This window comes from Cellulomonas sp. NEAU-ZC6 (assembly GCF_056844425.1).
Genome location: NZ_JBXFYH010000002.1, coordinates 499,737 through 517,376 on the forward strand (window position 1 = coordinate 499,737; position 17,640 = coordinate 517,376).

At 75.6% G+C, this 17,640-nt stretch carries 18 protein-coding genes; 13 read left to right on the top strand and 5 right to left on the bottom strand.

Annotation, left to right across the window (positions count from 1 at the left end; all coding sequences use genetic code 11):
- Nucleotides 1-18: 18 nt before the first annotated feature.
- Complete coding sequence (locus tag AC1050_RS12440; protein WP_482387702.1) at nt 19-795, bottom strand: ROK family protein; 777 nt, start codon at nt 793-795, stop codon at nt 19-21.
- Nucleotides 796-836: 41 nt separating this feature from the next.
- Between AC1050_RS12440 and AC1050_RS12445 the strand changes: the two genes are divergently transcribed.
- Complete coding sequence (locus AC1050_RS12445; RefSeq protein WP_482387703.1) at nt 837-1,781, top strand: tRNA pseudouridine synthase A; 945 nt, start codon at nt 837-839, stop codon at nt 1,779-1,781.
- An 83-nt stretch (nt 1,782-1,864) separates the two neighbouring features.
- On the opposite strand, the gene AC1050_RS12450 is transcribed toward AC1050_RS12445, so the two are convergent.
- Nucleotides 1,865-2,266: a DUF5709 domain-containing protein gene (locus AC1050_RS12450; protein ID WP_482387704.1), complete on the bottom strand. Its 402-nt coding sequence runs from the start codon at nt 2,264-2,266 to the stop codon at nt 1,865-1,867.
- Nucleotides 2,267-2,353: 87 nt separating this feature from the next.
- Here AC1050_RS12450 and AC1050_RS12455 point away from each other — a divergent pair, with 87 nt between their 5' ends.
- The 7 genes from AC1050_RS12455 (at nt 2,354) to AC1050_RS12485 (ending at nt 9,413) form a co-directional block, all read left to right on the top strand.
- The gene (locus AC1050_RS12455; protein ID WP_482387705.1) at nt 2,354-4,048 is read left to right on the top strand and encodes an ABC-F family ATP-binding cassette domain-containing protein; all 1,695 of its coding nucleotides are present in this window, start codon (nt 2,354-2,356) and stop codon (nt 4,046-4,048) included.
- Nucleotides 4,049-4,266: 218 nt separating this feature from the next.
- Nucleotides 4,267-4,713 (top strand): 50S ribosomal protein L13, encoded by a 447-nt coding sequence (gene rplM, locus AC1050_RS12460; protein ID WP_482387936.1) that lies wholly within the window; start codon nt 4,267-4,269, stop codon nt 4,711-4,713.
- Nucleotides 4,714-4,753: 40 nt separating this feature from the next.
- On the top strand, nt 4,754-5,242 hold the full coding sequence (gene rpsI / locus AC1050_RS12465) for a 30S ribosomal protein S9 (protein WP_454049664.1): 489 nt from the start codon (nt 4,754-4,756) through the stop codon (nt 5,240-5,242).
- Nucleotides 5,243-5,403: 161 nt separating this feature from the next.
- Complete coding sequence (gene glmM / locus AC1050_RS12470; protein WP_482387706.1) at nt 5,404-6,753, top strand: phosphoglucosamine mutase; 1,350 nt, start codon at nt 5,404-5,406, stop codon at nt 6,751-6,753.
- 40 nt (nt 6,754-6,793) lie between these two features.
- Nucleotides 6,794-7,456, top strand: coding sequence for a peptide deformylase (locus AC1050_RS12475; protein WP_482387707.1), 663 nt, complete (start codon nt 6,794-6,796; stop codon nt 7,454-7,456).
- 282 nt (nt 7,457-7,738) lie between these two features.
- The gene (locus tag AC1050_RS12480; RefSeq protein WP_482387708.1) at nt 7,739-8,635 is read left to right on the top strand and encodes a DedA family protein; all 897 of its coding nucleotides are present in this window, start codon (nt 7,739-7,741) and stop codon (nt 8,633-8,635) included.
- 145 nt (nt 8,636-8,780) lie between these two features.
- Nucleotides 8,781-9,413 carry a hypothetical protein gene (locus AC1050_RS12485; protein ID WP_482387709.1) on the top strand — a complete coding sequence of 211 codons (633 nt, stop codon included), beginning with the start codon at nt 8,781-8,783 and terminating at the stop codon, nt 9,411-9,413.
- Nucleotides 9,414-9,456: 43 nt separating this feature from the next.
- On the opposite strand, the gene coaA is transcribed toward AC1050_RS12485, so the two are convergent.
- Entirely contained in the window at nt 9,457-10,419 is a 963-nt protein-coding gene (coaA, locus tag AC1050_RS12490; RefSeq protein WP_482387710.1) for a type I pantothenate kinase, read from the bottom strand.
- Nucleotides 10,420-10,526: 107 nt separating this feature from the next.
- Between coaA and glmS the strand changes: the two genes are divergently transcribed.
- From glmS to AC1050_RS12505, 3 genes are read left to right on the top strand one after another with little or no spacing between them, the layout of a single operon-like run.
- A complete protein-coding gene (gene glmS / locus AC1050_RS12495) occupies nt 10,527-12,383 on the top strand; it encodes a glutamine--fructose-6-phosphate transaminase (isomerizing) (RefSeq protein WP_482387711.1) in 1,857 nt (618 codons plus the stop codon).
- 11 nt (nt 12,384-12,394) lie between these two features.
- Nucleotides 12,395-12,715 (top strand): nucleoside triphosphate pyrophosphohydrolase family protein, encoded by a 321-nt coding sequence (locus tag AC1050_RS12500; protein WP_482387712.1) that lies wholly within the window; start codon nt 12,395-12,397, stop codon nt 12,713-12,715.
- Nucleotides 12,712-13,062, top strand: coding sequence for a holo-ACP synthase (locus tag AC1050_RS12505; protein WP_482387713.1), 351 nt, complete (start codon nt 12,712-12,714; stop codon nt 13,060-13,062). The genes AC1050_RS12500 and AC1050_RS12505 overlap by 4 nt, the downstream gene beginning before the upstream one ends.
- A gap of 118 nt (nt 13,063-13,180) precedes the next feature.
- On the opposite strand, the gene AC1050_RS12510 is transcribed toward AC1050_RS12505, so the two are convergent.
- A complete protein-coding gene (locus tag AC1050_RS12510) occupies nt 13,181-14,095 on the bottom strand; it encodes a hypothetical protein (protein WP_482387714.1) in 915 nt (304 codons plus the stop codon).
- Between the two features lie 166 nt (nt 14,096-14,261).
- Nucleotides 14,262-15,248, bottom strand: coding sequence for an LLM class F420-dependent oxidoreductase (locus AC1050_RS12515; protein WP_482387715.1), 987 nt, complete (start codon nt 15,246-15,248; stop codon nt 14,262-14,264).
- Nucleotides 15,249-15,321: 73 nt separating this feature from the next.
- Between AC1050_RS12515 and AC1050_RS12520 the strand changes: the two genes are divergently transcribed.
- Both AC1050_RS12520 and AC1050_RS12525 read left to right on the top strand, forming a co-directional pair.
- Complete coding sequence (locus tag AC1050_RS12520) at nt 15,322-16,920, top strand: NAD(P)H-hydrate dehydratase (RefSeq protein ID WP_482387716.1); 1,599 nt, start codon at nt 15,322-15,324, stop codon at nt 16,918-16,920.
- Entirely contained in the window at nt 16,913-17,542 is a 630-nt protein-coding gene (locus AC1050_RS12525; RefSeq protein WP_482387717.1) for a nucleoside/nucleotide kinase family protein, read from the top strand. The genes AC1050_RS12520 and AC1050_RS12525 overlap by 8 nt, the downstream gene beginning before the upstream one ends.
- Nucleotides 17,543-17,640: the final 98 nt, after the last annotated feature.

The following is a 17,640-nucleotide window of genomic DNA, read 5'->3' on the forward strand; positions in this document are numbered from 1 at the left end:
GGCGACGGGCTCTGCGCGTCAGGCGCCCAGCTGCCAGGCGCGGACGCCGCCGACGATGCCCGCCTGGTTCGGCACCACGACCACGTCGTCCCCGAGCCGCGCGAGCACCTGCGGCGTGATCTGCCGGGAGTTGCCGCCGCCCAGGTACAGCCGGTCCCACAGCACGACGGGCCGCAGCCCCTCGACGACCTGCCGGACGCGGCGGGACCAGAGCGCGTCGCCGAGCCGGGCGCGCTGGATCTGCCCGATGTACTCGTCGTAGGTGGTGCTGCGCCGGACCGGGGCGTGCGACCACTCCAGGTGCGGGGCGACGCGACCGCCGTCGAACAGCGCGGAGCCCAGGCCGGTGCCGAGGGTCAGGACCAGCTCCACCCCCGTGCCGGAGACGACGCCCGCGCCGTGCACCTCCGCGTCGTTCAGCACGAGCGTGCTGACCGCGAGCCGGCGTTCTACGGCCGCCCGGATGTCGAACCCGGACCAGGCGGCGACCAGCTCGGGGTCGACGCGGGTGTGCGGGCCGGAGCGCGTCACGTAGTGCGGGGTGGCGACGACGACGCCGTGCCGGATCATCCCCGGCATGCCGACGGTGGCGCGCTGGAACTCGGGCAGCCGGGCGGCGATGTCGGCGATGGTGTCCACCAGCCGCTCGGGCGGCAGCGGGTACGGGGTGGGCACGCGCAGCGCCGGGGCGTGCAGGGTGCCGGACGCGTCGAGGACGGACGCCTTGATGCCGCCGCCCCCGCAGTCGACGGCGAGGGTGTACGGGGTCGTCCGGGGGGACGTGGCGTCGGGCACCGGTCGAGGGTAGAGCAGCCCGCGCCCCGTACGCTCGGTGGGTGCCCGACCAGCTCGCCGACGACCACGTGCCCCTGCCCGACCCCGACAGCGCGACGGTGCGCGTCCGCGTGGACCTCGCGTACGACGGCACGGGGTTCGCGGGCTGGGCGCGGCAGCCCGGCCTGCGCACGGTGCAGGGCGTCGTCGAGGACGGCCTGGCGCTGGTGCTGCGCTCGGAGCACCGCGGCGAGGCGCCGCCCCGGGTGACGGTCGCCGGCCGGACCGACGCCGGCGTGCACGCGCGCGGGCAGGTGCTGCACGTCGACGTGCCGGCCGGTGCGTGGGCGCTCGTGCCCGGGCGCTCCGACCGCGGGCCCGAGGAGTCCCTGCTGGTCCGCCTGGCCGGCGTGCTGCCCCCGGACGTCGTCGCGACCCGCGTCTCGGTGGCCCCCGAGGGGTTCGACGCCCGGTTCTCGGCGGTCGCCCGCCGGTACGTGTACCGGGTGTGCGACGACCACGCGCTGCGCGACCCCCTGCGCCGGCACCACGTGCTGTGGACGCGGCGTCCGCTGGACGTCGCGGCGATGCACGAGGCCGCGGCGCGGGTGTTGGGCCGGCACGACTTCGCCGCGTACTGCAAGCCGCGGCCGGGGGCGACGACCATCCGCACGCTCGACGAGCTCACCTGGGAGCGGCCCGCGGACGGCCCCGACGCGGGGCTGGTCGTGGCGACGGTCCGTGCCGACGCGTTCTGCCACAGCATGGTGCGGGCGCTGGTCGGCGCGAGCCTGGCGGTGGGGGAGCGGCGGCGCGGCGTGGACTGGCCCGCCGAGCTGCTGGTCGGCGGCCGGCGCGACCCCGGCGGCGCGGTCGTCGCCGCGCACGGCCTCACGCTGGAGGAGGTCGTCTACCCGCCGGACGAGCAGCTCGCCGAGCGGCAGGTGCGGACCCGCGCGACGCGGTCGGCCGACGACGTGCAGGCGCACCCGCTGCGCGAGGGCTGACGCACGCACGCGCGTGCGGCGGGCGCCGGTGCCCCCGCACCCGGCCCGCCGCCCGCGCCCTCAGCGCCGCGAGGGGACGTCCGTCAGGACTCCTCGTCGACGACGTGCATGGCGGCCTCCTCGGCTCCCGCCGCACCGCCGTCGATGCCCGCGTCGACGGCGAACTGGTCGTTGCCGCCGGCCTCGACCGCGTCGTCGTCCTCGGTGAGGCGGCCCGCGCGGTTCGGGTCGGTCTGCTGCTCGGTCTCCCAGACCTCGGGCTCCTCCTGGGCGATGCGCAGGTCGAGGGTCTCGCCGTGCGACTCCTCCCAGGGCGTCTCGCCCCAGTGGGAGACCTCCGGGCGCGGACGCTCGGGCAGCGTGAAGCCCTCGTCCAGGGGGTCGACGCCCCGGTCGGACATGGTGTCCTCGCCGGGGAGCTGGTTGTCGTCGCCCTCGGTGCCGGTGGCCGGGTCGGTGCTGGTGGCAGGGGTGTCTCCGCTCATGCGTCGAGCGTGGCACCGCACCCCGTCGGCTGCCACCGGTGCGCACAGGATTTCCGACCTGCGCGCGGTCCTGGGACGATCGGCGGCATGGGTCATCTCGAGGTGCACGACGTGCGCTACGTGCTCCCCGACGGTCGACCGCTGCTGGGCGGCGTGGACCTGCGGGTCGGCGAGGGCCAGCGCGCCGCGCTGGTCGGGCCGAACGGCGCGGGCAAGTCCACGCTGCTGCGGATCGTCGCCGGCGACGAGCAGCCGCACGAGGGCGCCGTGGTGCGCACGGGCGGGCTCGGCGTGATGCGGCAGGACGTCGGCCGGATCGACGACGACCGCTCCGTCCGCGACCTGCTCGCGTCCCTGGCCACCGGGGCGATCGGGGCGGCGGCCGCCGAGCTGACCGCGTCCGAGCTGCGGATGATGGAGGTCGACGACGAGCCGTCGCAGATGCGGTACGCGCAGGCGCTCGCGGACTGGGCGGACGTCGGCGGCTACGAGGTCGAGGCCGACTGGGACCGGGTGACGGACGCGGTGCTGTCCGTGCCGTTCGACCGCGCGCAGCACCGGGCCGTGCGCACGCTGTCCGGCGGGGAGCAGAAGCGGCTGGTCCTGGAGGCGCTGCTGCGCGGCCCGCAGGAGGTGCTGCTGCTCGACGAGCCGGACAACGCGCTCGACGTGCCCACCAAGCGCTGGCTGGAGGAGCGGCTGCTCGCCAGCCCGAAGACCGTGCTGCTGGTCAGCCACGACCGCGAGCTGCTGTCCCGGGTGCCGACGCACGTGGCGACGCTCGAGCCCGCGCGCACCGGGGCGACCGTCTGGGTGCACGGCGGCACGTTCACCACGTACACCGCGGCCCGGGACGCGCGCCGCGACCGGCTGGCCGAGCTCGCCCGCCGGTGGGACGAGGAGCACGCGAAGCTGATCACGCTCGTGCAGACCCTCAAGACCAAGGCGGCGTTCAACGACGGGCTGGCGTCGCGCTACTCCGCGGCGCAGACCCGCCTGCGCAAGTTCGAGGAGGCCGGCCCGCCCGAGGTCGTCGCGCGCGACCAGCAGGTCCGCGTGCGGCTGCGCGGCGGCCGCACCGCCAAGCGCGCCGTCGTCGCCGAGGGCCTGGAGCTGACCGGCCTGATGCGGCCGTTCGACCTGGAGGTGTGGTTCGGCGAGCGCGTCGCGGTGCTCGGGTCCAACGGGTCGGGCAAGTCGCACTTCCTGCGGCTGCTGGCCGCCGGGGGCACGGACCCCCAGCCGGAGCAGGCACCGGCCGACGGCGACCTGCCGATCGCGTCCGTGCGGCACACCGGCGTCGCGCGGCTGGGCTCGCGCGTCGTGCCCGGGTTCTTCGCGCAGAACCGGCAGCACGCGCAGGACGCCGCGTTCGCCGGCCGCACGCTGCTGGACATCCTGCACCGGGGCGAGGGGCGCCGGTCCGGGATGGGGCGCGAGCCCGCGAGCAAGGCGCTGGACCGCTACGAGCTGGTCGACTCCGCCGAGCAGCGGTACGAGACGCTGTCCGGCGGGCAGCAGGCGCGGTTCCACATCCTGCTGCTCGAGCTCGGCGGCGCCACGCTGCTGCTGCTGGACGAGCCGACGGACAACCTGGACCTGCACTCGGGCGAGGCACTCGAGGCGGGGCTCGCGGCGTTCGAGGGCACCGTGCTGGCGGTGACGCACGACCGGTGGTTCGCCCGCGGGTTCGACCGGTTCCTCGTGTTCGGCGAGGACGGGGCGGTCGTCGAGACGCCGGAGCCGGTGTGGGACGCCGGCCGCGTCGCGCGCGCCCGCTGAGTCCGGCGTGACCGAGGTCGCAGCGCCCGCGCGCCTGCGGCTTTGACCCCGTCGGGAGCGGCGGCTACCCTGGTGAGTCGTTGTGCGTCGAGCCGTGTCGACCGGTGCGTTCCCATTCACCGGTCCACGCCACGACGCACGGACGGTACTCATCGGCTGACCCCGGCTTCTACGGGATTGCCGTGGACACAGTCAGAGACAACGAGAAGGCAACGACCGTGCGCACGTACACCCCGAAGCCCGGCGACGTCCAGCGGAACTGGTACGTCATCGACGCGACCGACGTCGTCCTGGGCCGCCTGGCCACTCACGTGGCGACCCTGCTGCGCGGCAAGCACAAGGCGACCTTCGCCCCGCACGTCGACGGCGGCGACTTCGTCATCGTCATCAACGCGGACAAGATCGCCCTGACCGGCAACAAGCGGGAGACCAAGCTCGCCTACACCCACTCGGGCTACCCGGGCGGTCTGCGGGCGACCACGTACTCCGACCTGCTCGACAAGCACCCTGAGCGTGCGATCGAGAAGGCCGTGCGTGGCATGCTCCCGAAGACCTCCCTGGCCCGCCAGCAGCTCTCCAAGCTGAAGGTCTACGCCGGTGCGGAGCACCCGCACGCCGCCCAGCAGCCGAAGCCCTTCGAGATCACCCAGGTCGCGCAGGGCTGACGCCCGCGAGGACACCGAGACAGGACGCGAGGACACATCAGTGGCCGAGACCACGGTCGACATCGACCTTGAGGGCGGCGAGACGCCCAGCAGCTACACCTCCGAGACCAGCGCGCCGGCTGGCCGCGGCCAGAGCCTGACCGCACCCGGCCAGGCCCTGGGCCGCCGCAAGGAGGCGATCGCCCGCGTGCGCCTGGTGCCCGGCACCGGCCAGTGGAAGATCAACGGCCGCACCCTCGAGGACTACTTCCCGAACAAGGTGCACCAGCAGATCGTCAACTCCCCGCTGAAGCTGGTCGACGTCGAGGGTCGCTTCGACGTCGTCGCCCGCATCAACGGCGGCGGCGTCACCGGCCAGGCCGGTGCGCTGCGCCTGGGCATCGCCCGCGCGCTGAACGCGATCGACGAGGAGCACAACCGTGCGACCCTCAAGAAGGCCGGCTTCCTGACCCGCGACCCGCGCGTCGTGGAGCGGAAGAAGGCCGGTCTGAAGAAGGCCCGCAAGGCGCCGCAGTACTCCAAGCGCTGATCCGCGGATCAGCGAACACGGCCGACGGCCCCGGGGGTCCGCCCCCGGGGCCGTCGGCCGTTCTGCTGCCCGGGGGATCCCGGGCGGTACGGGCACGTGGCGCCGACGACGGTGGCACGATGTGGGGGCCGCGCGTGCGGCCGACGACGAGGGGGTCCTCGATGGGACGACTGTTCGGCACCGACGGGGTGCGAGGCCTGGCCAACCGCGACGTGACGGCGGAGCTCGCGCTCGACCTGTCCGTCGCCGCGGCGCACGTCCTCGGCCAGCGCGGCGAGTTCGCCGGTCACCGGCCGCGGGCGGTCGTGGGCCGCGACCCGCGCGCCTCCGGCGAGTTCCTGTCCGCCGCCGTGGCCGCGGGCCTGGCCAGCGCGGGCGTGGACGTCCTGAACGTCGGCGTGCTGCCGACGCCCGCCGTCGCGCACCTGACCGGCTCGCTGGACGTCGACCTGGGCGTCGTGCTGTCCGCGTCGCACAACCCGATGCCGGACAACGGGATCAAGTTCCTCGCGCGCGGCGGCCACAAGCTCGACGACGAGCTCGAGGACGCCATCGAGCAGCGCCTGCGCGAGCCCTGGGAGCGCCCGGTCGGCGCCGCGGTGGGCCGCATCCGCTCCGACACCGGCAGTGCCGGCGAGCAGTACGTCGAGCACCTCGTCTCGACCCTCGCGCACGACCTGACCGGCCTGCGCATCGCGGTGGACTGCGCGAACGGCGCCGCGAGCGAGGTCGGCCCGACCGCGCTGCGCGAGGCGGGCGCGGACGTCGTCGTGATCAACGCGTCCCCGGACGGCCGCAACATCAACGAGGCGTGCGGCTCCACGCACCCCGAGCAGCTGCAGGCGGCCGTCGTCGCCTCCGGCGCGGACCTCGGCGTGGCCTTCGACGGCGACGCGGACCGCTGCCTCGCCGTGGACCACACCGGCGCGCTGGTGGACGGCGACCAGATCATGGGCGTGCTCGCCCTGGACCTGCGGGAGCGCGGGATCCTGGCGCACGACACCCTGGTCGTCACCGTCATGAGCAACCTCGGGCTGCGCCTCGCGATGCAGGCCGCCGGCGTGCGGACGGTCGAGACCGGCGTCGGCGACCGCTACGTCCTCGAGGCGATGCGCGCGCAGGGCTTCAACCTGGGCGGCGAGCAGTCCGGCCACGTGATCCTGGCCGACCACGCCACCACCGGTGACGGCACGCTGACGGCGCTGCAGCTGGCCTCCCGCGTCGCGGCGACCGGGCAGAAGCTCAGCGAGCTCGCCGGGGTGGTGCGCCGCCTGCCCCAGACGCTGGTCAACGTCCCGGGCGTCGACAAGGCCCGCGCGAGCACCGACGAGCACGTCGCCGCCGCCGTGGGCGCCGCGCAGGCGAGCCTCGGGTCGACCGGTCGGGTGCTGCTGCGCTCGTCCGGCACCGAGCCGCTGGTGCGCGTCATGGTCGAGGCCGCGACGCAGGACGACGCCGACCGCGTCGCCGCGCAGCTCGCGGACGTCGTCCGCGACCGTCTGGCGCTCTGAGCCGGTGACCGGTCCCGACGCGCGGGCGCCGCAGGCGGACGTGCCCGCTGCGGTCCTGCGCGAGCACGTCCTGCGGCTGCTGGACGCCGGCTCCGCGGACCCCGCGGGGACGGTGCCGGTCGTCCAGGCCGGGCACCCGGTGCTGCGGTCGCGCGCGGTGCCGTTCGACGGGCAGCTCGCGGACGACGAGCTCGCGGCCCTCGTGTCCCTGATGCGCGCCACCATGCACGCCGCCCCGGGCGTCGGCCTGGCCGCGCCGCAGATCGGGCTGCCGCTGGCGCTGGCCGTGCTGGCCGACCCCGGCGCGGGGGAGACGGAGACCGGCCGGGTCCGGGAGCGGCCCGCGCTGCCGTTCCGCGTGCTGGTCAACCCGCGGTACGAGCCGGTGCCCGGCGAGCAGCCGGAGCACGTCGCGTTCTACGAGGGCTGCCTGAGCGTGGTCGGCTACCAGGCCGTCGTCCCGCGGTTGCGGCGGCTGCGGCTCACCGGCGCCGACGAGACCGGCCGCGCCCTCGACGAGGTGGTGCAGGGCTGGCCCGCGCGGATCGTGCAGCACGAGACCGACCACCTGGGCGGCACGCTGTACCTGGACCGCGCGCAGCTGCGGTCGCTGTCCGCGACGGACGAGATCGGCGCGCACTGGGCGACGGAGCCCCGGCCCGCCGCCGCCGCCACGGCCCTGGGGTTCCCGCTCGACGCCTGAGCGAGCGTTCACCGACCCGTCACCGAAACCCCGTGACCCGTGTCGGTGCTGCGTGGTGCACTGAGGACGACGAGGCGCTCCCGCCGCCGGCCCGTCCGTCCGCCGCAGGGCGGACCCGGGGCGGACGGATGTCGGTCCGAGGACCGATGCCCCCGGCGAGGGCCCCGGTGAGGATGGGGGGAGGACCAGGGGCGGCTCGGGGGAACCCCCCATGTCGCGGCACGAGGCGCCCCCCTAGCGTGGACGACGTCCGCGGGTGATCCCCACCACGACCAGGAGCTGATGACTGTGCTGCAGGACTGGATCAGCGCGATCGAGGGCTGGGTCCCGATGCTGGCCGAGTCGCTCTGGGTCTACCCGGCGCTGATGCTGTTCGCGACCGTCGACGGGTTCTTCCCGCCGGTGCCGAGCGAGTCGGTCGTGATCGCGCTCGCGTCGCTGTCCGTCGCGCAGGGCTCGCCGAACATCGTGCTGGTAGCGCTCGCCGCCGCGGCGGGCGCCTTCGCCGGGGACCAGATCGCCTACCTCATCGGCTCCCGGGTGGACGTGCACCGGCTGCGGGTGTTCCGCACGCCGCGCGGCCGCCGGACGCTGGCCTGGGCCGAGCACGCGCTCGCGCACCGCGGGTCGTCGTTCATCCTGGCGGCCCGGTACATCCCGATCGGCCGGGTGGCGGTCAACATGACCGCCGGGGCGCTCGGGTACCCGCGCCGGCGGTTCGTCGGGCTCACCGCCCTCGCGGCCGTGACGTGGGCCGCCTACGGCTCGCTGGTCGGGGCGGGCGCGGGCATCTGGCTCGAGGACCACCCGGTGATCGCCGTGGTCGCGGGCGTCGTCGTCGGGACCATGATGGGCATCGGGATCGACTGGGTCCTGCGGCGCTGGACGGGCCTGGACCGGGCGCCCGTGCCGATGACCGCGACCGACGACCCGACGACGGACCCGGGCGACGCCGGCGCGCCGGCCGCCCCGGCGTCCGGCACGCCGTCGTCCGGCACCCCGGCCACCGGCACCCCGGCCACGGGGACCCCGACCACGGGCACCGCGCCGTTGCCGGTGACCGTGCTGCGCCCGGCTCCCGTGTCCGCGCCGCCGTCGCCGCCGTCGCGCGCGCCCGTTCCGGTCGCCCCGGCGCAGCGCCGGGTCACGTCCCGGCAACGATCCGGCCCCGCCCGCTAACGATCCGGTCTCACCGGCGGATCCCCCCGTGCGCCGGACCTACGCTCGGTCCGGGCCACGACGGAGTCGCCCCCGACGGCGGAGGCCGGGCACCTGCCCGTGCCTTCGTCCACGGGCAGCGAGGACGACGGAGGGCGGCGGCGACATGGTGGCACCGCGCCGTCGCGTACCCACGGGCGCCGCCCTGCTGGCGGGGGGCGCGCTGGTCGCCCTGCTCGCCGCGTGCTCGGGCGGCGGCGCGTCGGAGGCGGACGCGCCGGTGCCGGCCGGCGCGGCGTCCAGCGCCGTCGGGTCCGGCGCCGACTGCCTGGCTCCCCAGGTGCTCGTGGCGCTCGGCTTCACGGCGGGGGCCACCGGCAGCGGCACCCCGCACCCCGACGCCCCCGACCCGGCCGCCGTGCCCGACGGGTTCAGCCCCGTGTCGGCGGTGCTCTGCAGCACGGGGGAGACGCTCACCGACGGGGCCGGCCGGTGGGCCGCGGTGACGTCGACGCGGCTGGAGGGGGACGTCGGCCCGCTCGTCGACGCGCTCGCGGACGCGGACGCCGTGCCGGTGGCGGAGAGCGCGCCAGCCGCCTGCGGGACCGGGGTGCCGCGGACGGACCTGTGGCTGGTCGACGCGCTGGGAGCCGCCGTGCGCGTGGCCCTGCCGGGCGCCGGCTGCGGCAGCCTGCCCCGCTCGGTCGCCGACGGCGTGGCCGCGCTGGACGCGGTCGACGTGGAGCACTACCCGGTCGAGCTGGTCGACCCCCGCAGCACGGCCGCGCCCACGCCCTGACGCGTCGTGGGCGCGCCGACGCGGGCGGGCCGGGCCGGCGGCGCTACAGCTTGCGCAGCCGGGCGCGGCGCACCGAGTGGTCGCTGCCCTTGGTCAGCACGAGCGTCGCGCGGCTGCGGGTCGGCAGCACGTTGCGCACCAGGTTCGGGGCGTTGATGGCGTCCCAGATGCTCTCGGCCCGGGCCACCGCCTCGGCGTCGGACAGCGAGGCGTACCGGTGGAAGTACGACTCCGGCCGGGCGAACGCCGTCGAGCGCAGCGACAGGAACCGGTCGACGTACCACTGCCGCACGTCCTGGGTGCGGGCGTCGACGTAGATGGAGAAGTCGAAGAAGTCGCTGACCGCGAGGTTCGACGTCCCCGTCGTGCCCGCCGCCGACGGCGCGGGCTGCAGCACGTTGAGGCCCTCGACGATCAGCACGTCCGGCCGGCGCACCACGACCTCGGCGCCGGGGACGATGTCGTACGTGACGTGGTCGTAGACCGGCGCCCGGACCTCGGGGTGCCCGGCCTTCACCCGGGACACGAACTGCAGCAGCGCCCGGCGGTCGTAGGACTCCGGGAAGCCCTTGCGGTCCATCAGCCCGCGCCGCTCGAGCTCGGCGTTCGGGTGCAGGAACCCGTCGGTGGTCATGAGCGCCACGTTCGGCGTCGCCGGCCAGCGGGCCATCAGCTCGCGCAGCAGGCGCGCGGTCGTCGACTTGCCCACGGCGACCGACCCGGCCACCCCGATGACGAACGGGGTGCGCGGGGTGTCCTCGCGCAGGAACGTCGAGGATGCCGCGTGCAGCCGCCGGGTCGCGGTGACGTACAGGTCGAGCAGCCGGGACAGCGGGCGGTAGATCGCGTCCACCTCGGCCAGGTCGATCGGGTCGCCGAGCCCGCGCAGCCGGGTGACGTCCTCGTCCGTCAGCGGCAGGGGCGTGGACTCCGACAGGCGCACCCAGGCGTCGCGGTCGAGCTCCACGTAGGGCGAGGGCTGCACGAGGGCGTCGGTGGCGCGCACCCGACGATCATGCCTGATCCGGGCGGTGCTGCCCGCCGGGACGGACGTGACCGCCGCCGCACCCGTCCCCGCCGGATGCGCCCCGTGCCCCGGCTAGACTCCCGCCCATGTGTGGAATCGTCGGGTATGTCGGGGACCATCAGCCGGACGAGCGTCCGCTCGGGGTGGTCCTGGAGGGCCTGCGTCGCCTCGAGTACCGCGGGTACGACTCCGCGGGCGTCGCCCTGGTGACCGGGGCCGGCGGCCTCGCGACCGCCAAGAAGGCCGGCAAGCTGGCGAACCTGGTCGGCCTGCTCGAGGCCGAGCCCCTGCCGGGCGCCACCGCGGGCATCGGGCACACCCGGTGGGCGACCCACGGCGGGCCGACCGACGTGAACGCGCACCCGCACGTGGCCGGTGACGTCGCCGTCATCCACAACGGCATCGTCGAGAACTTCGCGGTGCTCAAGGAGGAGCTGGTCGCCGACGGCGCCGTCCTGCTCTCCGAGACCGACACCGAGGTCGTCGCGCACCTGCTGCAGCGCGCCTACGCCGACGTCAAGGACCTGGCCGAGGCGATGCGGATCGTCGTGCGCCGGCTGCACGGCACGTTCACCCTGCTCGCCGTGCACGCCGACCACCCGGACACCGTCGTCGGCGCGCGGCACGACTCCCCGCTGGTCGTCGGCCTGGGCGAGGGCGCGAACTACCTCGGCTCCGACGTGGCGGCGTTCATCGCCGAGACCAAGCGGGCCCTCGAGCTCGCGCAGGACCAGGTCGTCGTCATCACGCCCCGGTCGGTCGTCGTGACCGACTTCGACGGCAACCCGGCCGAGGGCCGCGAGTTCACCATCGACTGGGACGCCGCCGCGGCCGAGAAGGGCGGCTTCCGCTCCTTCATGGAGAAGGAGATCGCCGACCAGCCGCAGGCCGTGCAGGACACCCTGCTCGGGCGCACGGACACCCACGGCCGGCTGATCCTGGACGACCTCAAGATCGACGAGTCCGTCCTGCGCTCGGTCGACAAGATCATCGTGATCGCGTGCGGCACCGCCGCCTACGCCGGGCACGTCGCCAAGTACGCCATCGAGCACTGGTGCCGCATCCCCGTCGAGGTCGAGCTCGCCCACGAGTTCCGGTACCGCGACCCGATCCTCACCGCGCGCACCCTCGTCGTGGCGATCTCGCAGTCCGGCGAGACGATGGACACCCTGATGGCCATCCGGCACGCCCGCGAGCAGGGCGCCAAGGTGCTGGCCATCTGCAACACCCACGGCTCGACCATCCCGCGCGAGTCCGACGCCGTGCTCTACACGCACGCCGGGCCCGAGGTCGCGGTGGCCTCCACCAAGGCGTTCCTCGCGCAGATCACCGCCGCCTACCTGCTGGGCCTGTACCTGGCGCAGCTCCGCGGCAACAAGTTCGCCGACGAGATCGGCGAGATCTACGAGGACCTGCGTGCCATGCCGGCCAAGATCCAGGAGGTGCTCGACCGCTCGGGCCGCGTCCGGGAGATCGCGCGCTGGATGGCCGACACCTCCTCGGTGCTGTTCCTCGGCCGGCACGTCGGGTTCCCCGTCGCTCTCGAGGGCGCGCTCAAGCTCAAGGAGCTGGCGTACATCCACGCCGAGGGCTTCGCCGCCGGCGAGCTCAAGCACGGCCCCATCGCGCTGATCGAGCCCGGCCAGCCGGTGTTCGTCATCGTGCCCAGCCCGCGCGGCCGCGACTCGCTGCACTCCAAGGTCGTCTCCAACATCCAGGAGATCCGCGCCCGCGGCGCCCGCACCCTGGTGATCGCGGAAGATGGCGACGAGGCGGTGCGCGCGTACGCGGACGAGGTGTTCTACGTCCCGCAGAGCCCGACGCTGCTCGCGCCGCTGCTCACCGTGGTGCCGCTGCAGATCTTCGCCGGCGAGCTGGCCACGGCGCGCGGCCTGGACGTGGACCAGCCGCGGAACCTGGCCAAGTCCGTCACGGTGGAGTGACGAGCCGCGCCGTGGAGCTGCAGGCCGCGCAGGCGGACGTCGAGGCGATCTCCCGCGCCTACGCCCGCCTGCACGGCATCGAGCGGTCCGACGACTGGCTCGTGCTCAAGCTCGGCGAGGAGGTCGGCGAGCTGACCCAGGCCTACCTGGCCGCGACCGGGCGATCGCGCCGCGCGGTCGAGGACGGCCGGGACGCCCTGCGGGCCGAGATGGCGGACGTGCTCGCGCACCTGCTGCTGCTCGCCGAGCGGTTCGACGTCGACCTGCCCGCCGCCCTGGACGACAAGTGGGGCCGGTGGCGGCACCTGGTGGCCGAGGAGGACCGCGCGTGATCGTCGGCGTCGGGATCGACGTCGTCGACGTCGCGCGGTTCATGGCCACCGTCGAGCGCGTCCCCGCGCTGCGGGCGCGGCTGTTCACCCCGCAGGAGCGCCACCTCGCGCCCAACTCGCTCGCCGCCCGGTTCGCCGCCAAGGAGGCCATCGCGAAGGCCCTCGGCGCCCCCGGCGGCATGTCGTGGCAGGACGCCACCGTGCACCGGGTCCCCGGCCGGCCCCCGCAGGTCGAGGTGATCGGCACGGTCGCGGCCCGCGCGGCCGAGCTGGGCGTCACGAGGTTCCACCTGAGCCTCAGCCACGACGCCGGCATCGCCTCGGCCATGGTCGTCGCGGAGTCCTAGCCCTCGCCCGCCCGTACCCGCCCTGCGTACCCGCGGGCACCCCGCCGAGTGTCCAGGAACCAGCGGACATATCGCCCGAACTGGCCGCGTTTGTGGACACTCGACGGAGCGTGGACGCTCAGCGAGCGAGGGCGGCGCGGATCCAGGTGACCGCTCGCCGCGGGTCGCGCACGTCGTCGACCGTGCAGGTGATCTGGCGCCACCCGAGGTGGTCGAGCGCCTGGCGCCGTGCGACGTCGCGGCGCCACGCGCGGGGCTCGGTGCGGTGCACGTCCCCGTCGTACTCGACCGCGACCCGCTGCTCGGGGTAGCTGAGGTCCGGCAGCGCCACGAAGCGGCCAGCGTCGTCCAGCACGGGGCGGTTGATCACCGGGCAGGGCAGCCCGGTCGCGACGAGCGCCAGCCGCAGCCGCGTCTCCTGGCACGAGTCGGTCCCGGCGCGCAGCAGGGGCAGCGCGAGGCGGAGGCGCCGCAGCCCGCGGGTGCCGGGGGCCAGACCGCCGACGGCCCGTCCCAGCTCCTGGAGGCTCGCCCGCGCCGCCCGGCGCCGGAGCAGCGCGTCACCCAGCACGACGACCTCCACCTCGTCGAGCTCCGCGGCCAGCTGCGTCCACAACCGGACCGGAGGCAGCACCGGCAACCCACCGCGGAGCACGACGGGCTCGGAGCCGGATACCACCCGGCGGCTGTGGCTCGTCACGCCGTGACGCCGCGGTCGACGGGTCGTGTGCGGCACACCTACGTGCACGTCGTCCGGCCGCTGGAGGCCGCGCGGCCGATCGATGCCGAGCAGGTCGAGCCCGGTCGCGTGGCTGAACACGGCATCCGACGGCAGCACGGCGGCGAGCTCCTGGCAGCGTGCCAGGACGTCGGTCGGCGGCGGGACCCGCTCCGTGGTCCGGACGCCGCGGGTCGGCCGCCGCAGCCCGGGCCCGTCGAGTCCGCGGGTGGTCAGCCCCGCCGCCCGTCCCTCCGCCAGCGTGAACGGGCGCCCGCGCAGCTCAGCGGGGACCACGGGCGACGTCTGGGCCATCCCGGAACACTCCCGCAGCACCCCGCCCCCGAACACCCCCGCCCGCCCACTTGTGGACGACGACGCGCCGAGTGCCCAGAAACCGCGGCGGTTCGGGCGATATGCCCGCAGGTTTCTGGACACTCGGCGCGAGGAGCGCGCGTGGGTGCGGTGCGCGGGCCTCGGGTCAGCGCAGGGCGGGGGCGACCTCGCGCTCGAAGAGCTCGATGCCGCTGCGGTCGTAGGCGGCCTCGGCGAAGTAGGTGATCGCGTAGGTCATGCCGAGGTCGCGCAGCGCGGTCAGCTTCTCCACGATCTGCTCCGGGGTGCCGACCAGCGGGCCGTTGCGGAAGTCCTCGGCGGTCTTCGCCGCGTGCTCCGGGACGGTGAGGGCGTAGTGCTCCTCGATCCAGGCGATCCGGTCGTCGACCTCGGCCTCCGTGGCGCCGATGACGACGTTGTAGTTGGCCGAGCGGGTGATCTCGTCGAAGTTCCGGCCGATGTCGGCGCAGTGCCCGCGCAGCACCTCGCTCTTGTGCGCGAAGCCCTCCGGCGATCCGTCGAAGTTGGTGTACTGCGCGTGCTCCGCGGCGATCCGCAGCGTCTTGCGCTCGCCGCCGCCGGCGATCCACAGCGGCGGGCCGTCGACCTGCAGCGGCAGGGGCGCGAGCTGGGCGCCGTCGACCTGGTAGTGCTGGCCGTCGAGGGTCGCGACGCCGTTGGTCCACAGCTGCTTCATGATCTGGACGCCCTCGTCGAGCATCGCGATCCGCTCGCCGGCGCGAGGGAAGCCGTAGCCGTACGCCTTCCACTCGTGCTCGTACCAGCCGGCGCCGATGCCCATCTGCACCCGGCCGCCGGAGATGACGTCGGCGGTGGTGGCGACCTTGGCCAGGTACGCGGGGTTCCGGTAGGCCATGCAGGTGCACATCTGGCCCAGCAGCACGCGGCTGGTGGTCGCGGCGTACGCGTTCATCAGGCTCCACGCCTCGTGGGTGGCCTCGCCGTTGGGCTCGGGCACCGCGTGGAAGTGGTCGTAGACCCAGATGGAGTCGAAGGTGTCGCCGGTGTCGGCGTGCTGGGCGAGGCCGTTCATGACCGACCAGTGCTCCCGGGCGTCGATGCCCGTGAGGTCCTGCCGCCAGCCCTGGGGGATGAAGAGTCCGAAGCGCATGGGCCGAACCTAACCCGGTGGCGGGGCCGCGCCAGCCGAGCGACATGCCGCGGGCTCGGCCAGGATGGGGCACATGATCCTGGGGTACACGGCAGCCGAGGTCAGGACCGCGGAGGAGCCGCTGCTCGCGCGCGGCGTCCCGCTGATGCAGCACGCGGCGTTCGCGCTCGCGACGCGCGTCGCGGCGGAGCTCGCCGAGCGGCGCGGCTCGGTGCGCGGGGCGACCGTGGTCGCGCTCGTGGGGCCGGGCAGCAACGGCGGGGACGCTCTGTACGCCGGTGCGGTCCTGGCGCGACGGGGCGTGCGGGTGGTCGCGGTGTGCACCACCGACACGCCGCACGCCGAGGGGCTGGCGGTGCTGCGTCGCGCCGGCGGGCGCGCGGTCCGCGCGGTCGACCAGGACGGCACCGACGCCGCGAGCGACGCCCCCGCCCTGGAACCGGTCTGGCTCGGCGACGCGGTGGCCGAGGCCTACGCCGCCGACGTCGTGCTGGACGGCCTGATCGGCATCGGGGGCCGCGGCGCGGCCCGGGGCACGGCCGGCCTGCTGGTGGGGCTGCTCGCCGACCTGCTGGACGCGGAGGACGCGGGCGCCGCGTCGGGCGGGCCGCGCAGCGGGGCGACGGCCGGCGGCGGGCCCCTGGTGGTGGCGGTGGACCTGCCCAGCGGGATCGGGGTCGACGACGGGGCGCTGCCCGACGGCCCGGTGCTGCCCGCCGGGCTCACGGTGACGTTCGGGTCGGCCAAGCCGGGCCTGCTGCTGCCGCCGGCGGCGCGGGTGGCCGGCCGGCTCGAGGTCGTGGACCTGGGGCTGCCGCTGCCCGAGCGCCCCGCGGTCGCGCGGCTGCAGGCGGCGGACGTCGCCGCGCTCTGGCCGGTGCCCGGGCCCGCCGACCACAAGTACAGCCGCGGGGTCCTCGGCGTCGTCGCCGGGACGCCGGCCTACCCGGGGGCGGCGGTGCTCACGGTGTCGGCGGCGGTGCTCGCGGGCGTCGGGATGGTCCGGTACGTCGGGCCGTCGGCGGTGTCGTCGGCCGTGCTCGCGGCCCGGCCCGAGGTCGTCGCGGGCCGAGGCCGGGTTCAGGCCTGGCTGCTGGGACCCGGGGTGGACCCCGCGCACCCCCGGCAGGCGGAGCGGCTGACCACGGCCCTGGACGCGGCGCTCGCGGCGGGCCTGCCCGCGGTGCTGGACGCCGGCGCGCTGGCGCTGGCCCCGCGGGAGCTGGCGCCGTGGTGCGTGCTGACCCCGCACGCCGGTGAGCTGGCCACGCTGCTCGGTCGGTTCGGCGAGGACGTCGACCGGGCGGCGGTCGAGGCCGAGCCGCTGCGCTGGGCCCGCCGGGCGCACGAGGTCACCGGCGCGACCGTCCTGCTCAAGGGCAGCACCACCGTCGTGGTGGGCGCGGGCGGCGCGGTGTACGCGCAGGCCGACGCACCGGGCTGGCTCGCGACGGCCGGGTCCGGCGACGTGCTGGCGGGGCTGCTCGGCGCGCTGCTGGCGGGCCGCGCCGCCGATGTGCTGGACGACCCGCCGATCGCCGCCGCGCTGGCCGCGGCGGCGGCCCTGGTGCACGGCCGGGCGGCCGGCGTCGCGGTGCCCGACGGCCCGGTCGCCGCGCTCGAGGTCGCCCGGGCGCTGCCGGCCACGGTCGCGGGTCTGCTGCGTGGCTGAGGCCGCGCTCCGGGACGACCTGCACCGGGAGGTCGAGGAGCTGCTCGAGTCCGGCCGGCGGCGGCTGCTCGGCATCGCGGGACCGCCGGGCGCGGGCAAGTCGACGCTGTCGGCGCAGCTCCGGGAGGCGTTCCCGGGGCGCTGCGTCGTGGTCCCGATGGACGGGTACCACCTGGCGCAGTCCGAGCTCGACCGCCTGGGCCGCGCCGACCGCAAGGGCGCGCCCGACACGTTCGACGCCGCGGGGTACGTCGCCCTGCTGCGCCGGCTGCGCGAGCCCGTGCCGGGGGAGACGGTCTACGCGCCGGAGTACCGGCGCGACCTGCACAACGGCGTCGCCGGTGCGATCCCGGTGCCGCCCGACGTGCCGCTCGTGGTCACGGAGGGCAACTACCTGCTGCTCGAGGCGCACGGGTTCGCGCCGGTCCGGGACCTGCTGGACCGGTGCTGGTACGTCGACCTCCCGGAGGAGGTGCGCGCCGAGCGGCTGGTCGCCCGGCACCAGCTGTTCGGCAAGGCGCCCGACGCCGCGCACGCCTGGACCCACGGGCCCGACCAGCGCAACGCCGACCTGGTCGCGGCCACCCGCGCGCGGGCCGACGTCGTCGTGACGCCGGGCTGACGGGGCGGGCCGGCGGGCTGACGGGGCGCGCCGACGGGCCGGCGGCGCGGGCTGGTGGTGCCGTGCTGCGCGGGACACCCGTGCGCCGGTGCGAGACT

Bases quoted from the DNA above. Each gene is read 5' to 3' on its own strand.
- AC1050_RS12450 (WP_482387704.1), bottom strand. From the start codon at position 2,266: ATGAGCGGAGACACCCCTGCCACCAGCACCGACCCGGCCACCGGCACC.
- glmM (WP_482387706.1), top strand. From the start codon at position 5,404: ATGGGACGACTGTTCGGCACCGACGGGGTGCGAGGCCTGGCCAACCGC.
- AC1050_RS12510 (WP_482387714.1), bottom strand. From the start codon at position 14,095: ATGGCCCAGACGTCGCCCGTGGTCCCCGCTGAGCTGCGCGGGCGCCCG.
- AC1050_RS12515 (WP_482387715.1), bottom strand. From the start codon at position 15,248: ATGCGCTTCGGACTCTTCATCCCCCAGGGCTGGCGGCAGGACCTCACG.
- AC1050_RS12520 (WP_482387716.1), top strand. From the start codon at position 15,322: ATGATCCTGGGGTACACGGCAGCCGAGGTCAGGACCGCGGAGGAGCCG.
- AC1050_RS12485 (WP_482387709.1), top strand. From the start codon at position 8,781: ATGGTGGCACCGCGCCGTCGCGTACCCACGGGCGCCGCCCTGCTGGCG.
- AC1050_RS12480 (WP_482387708.1), top strand. From the start codon at position 7,739: ATGACTGTGCTGCAGGACTGGATCAGCGCGATCGAGGGCTGGGTCCCG.
- glmS (WP_482387711.1), top strand. From the start codon at position 10,527: ATGTGTGGAATCGTCGGGTATGTCGGGGACCATCAGCCGGACGAGCGT.
- AC1050_RS12455 (WP_482387705.1), top strand. From the start codon at position 2,354: ATGGGTCATCTCGAGGTGCACGACGTGCGCTACGTGCTCCCCGACGGT.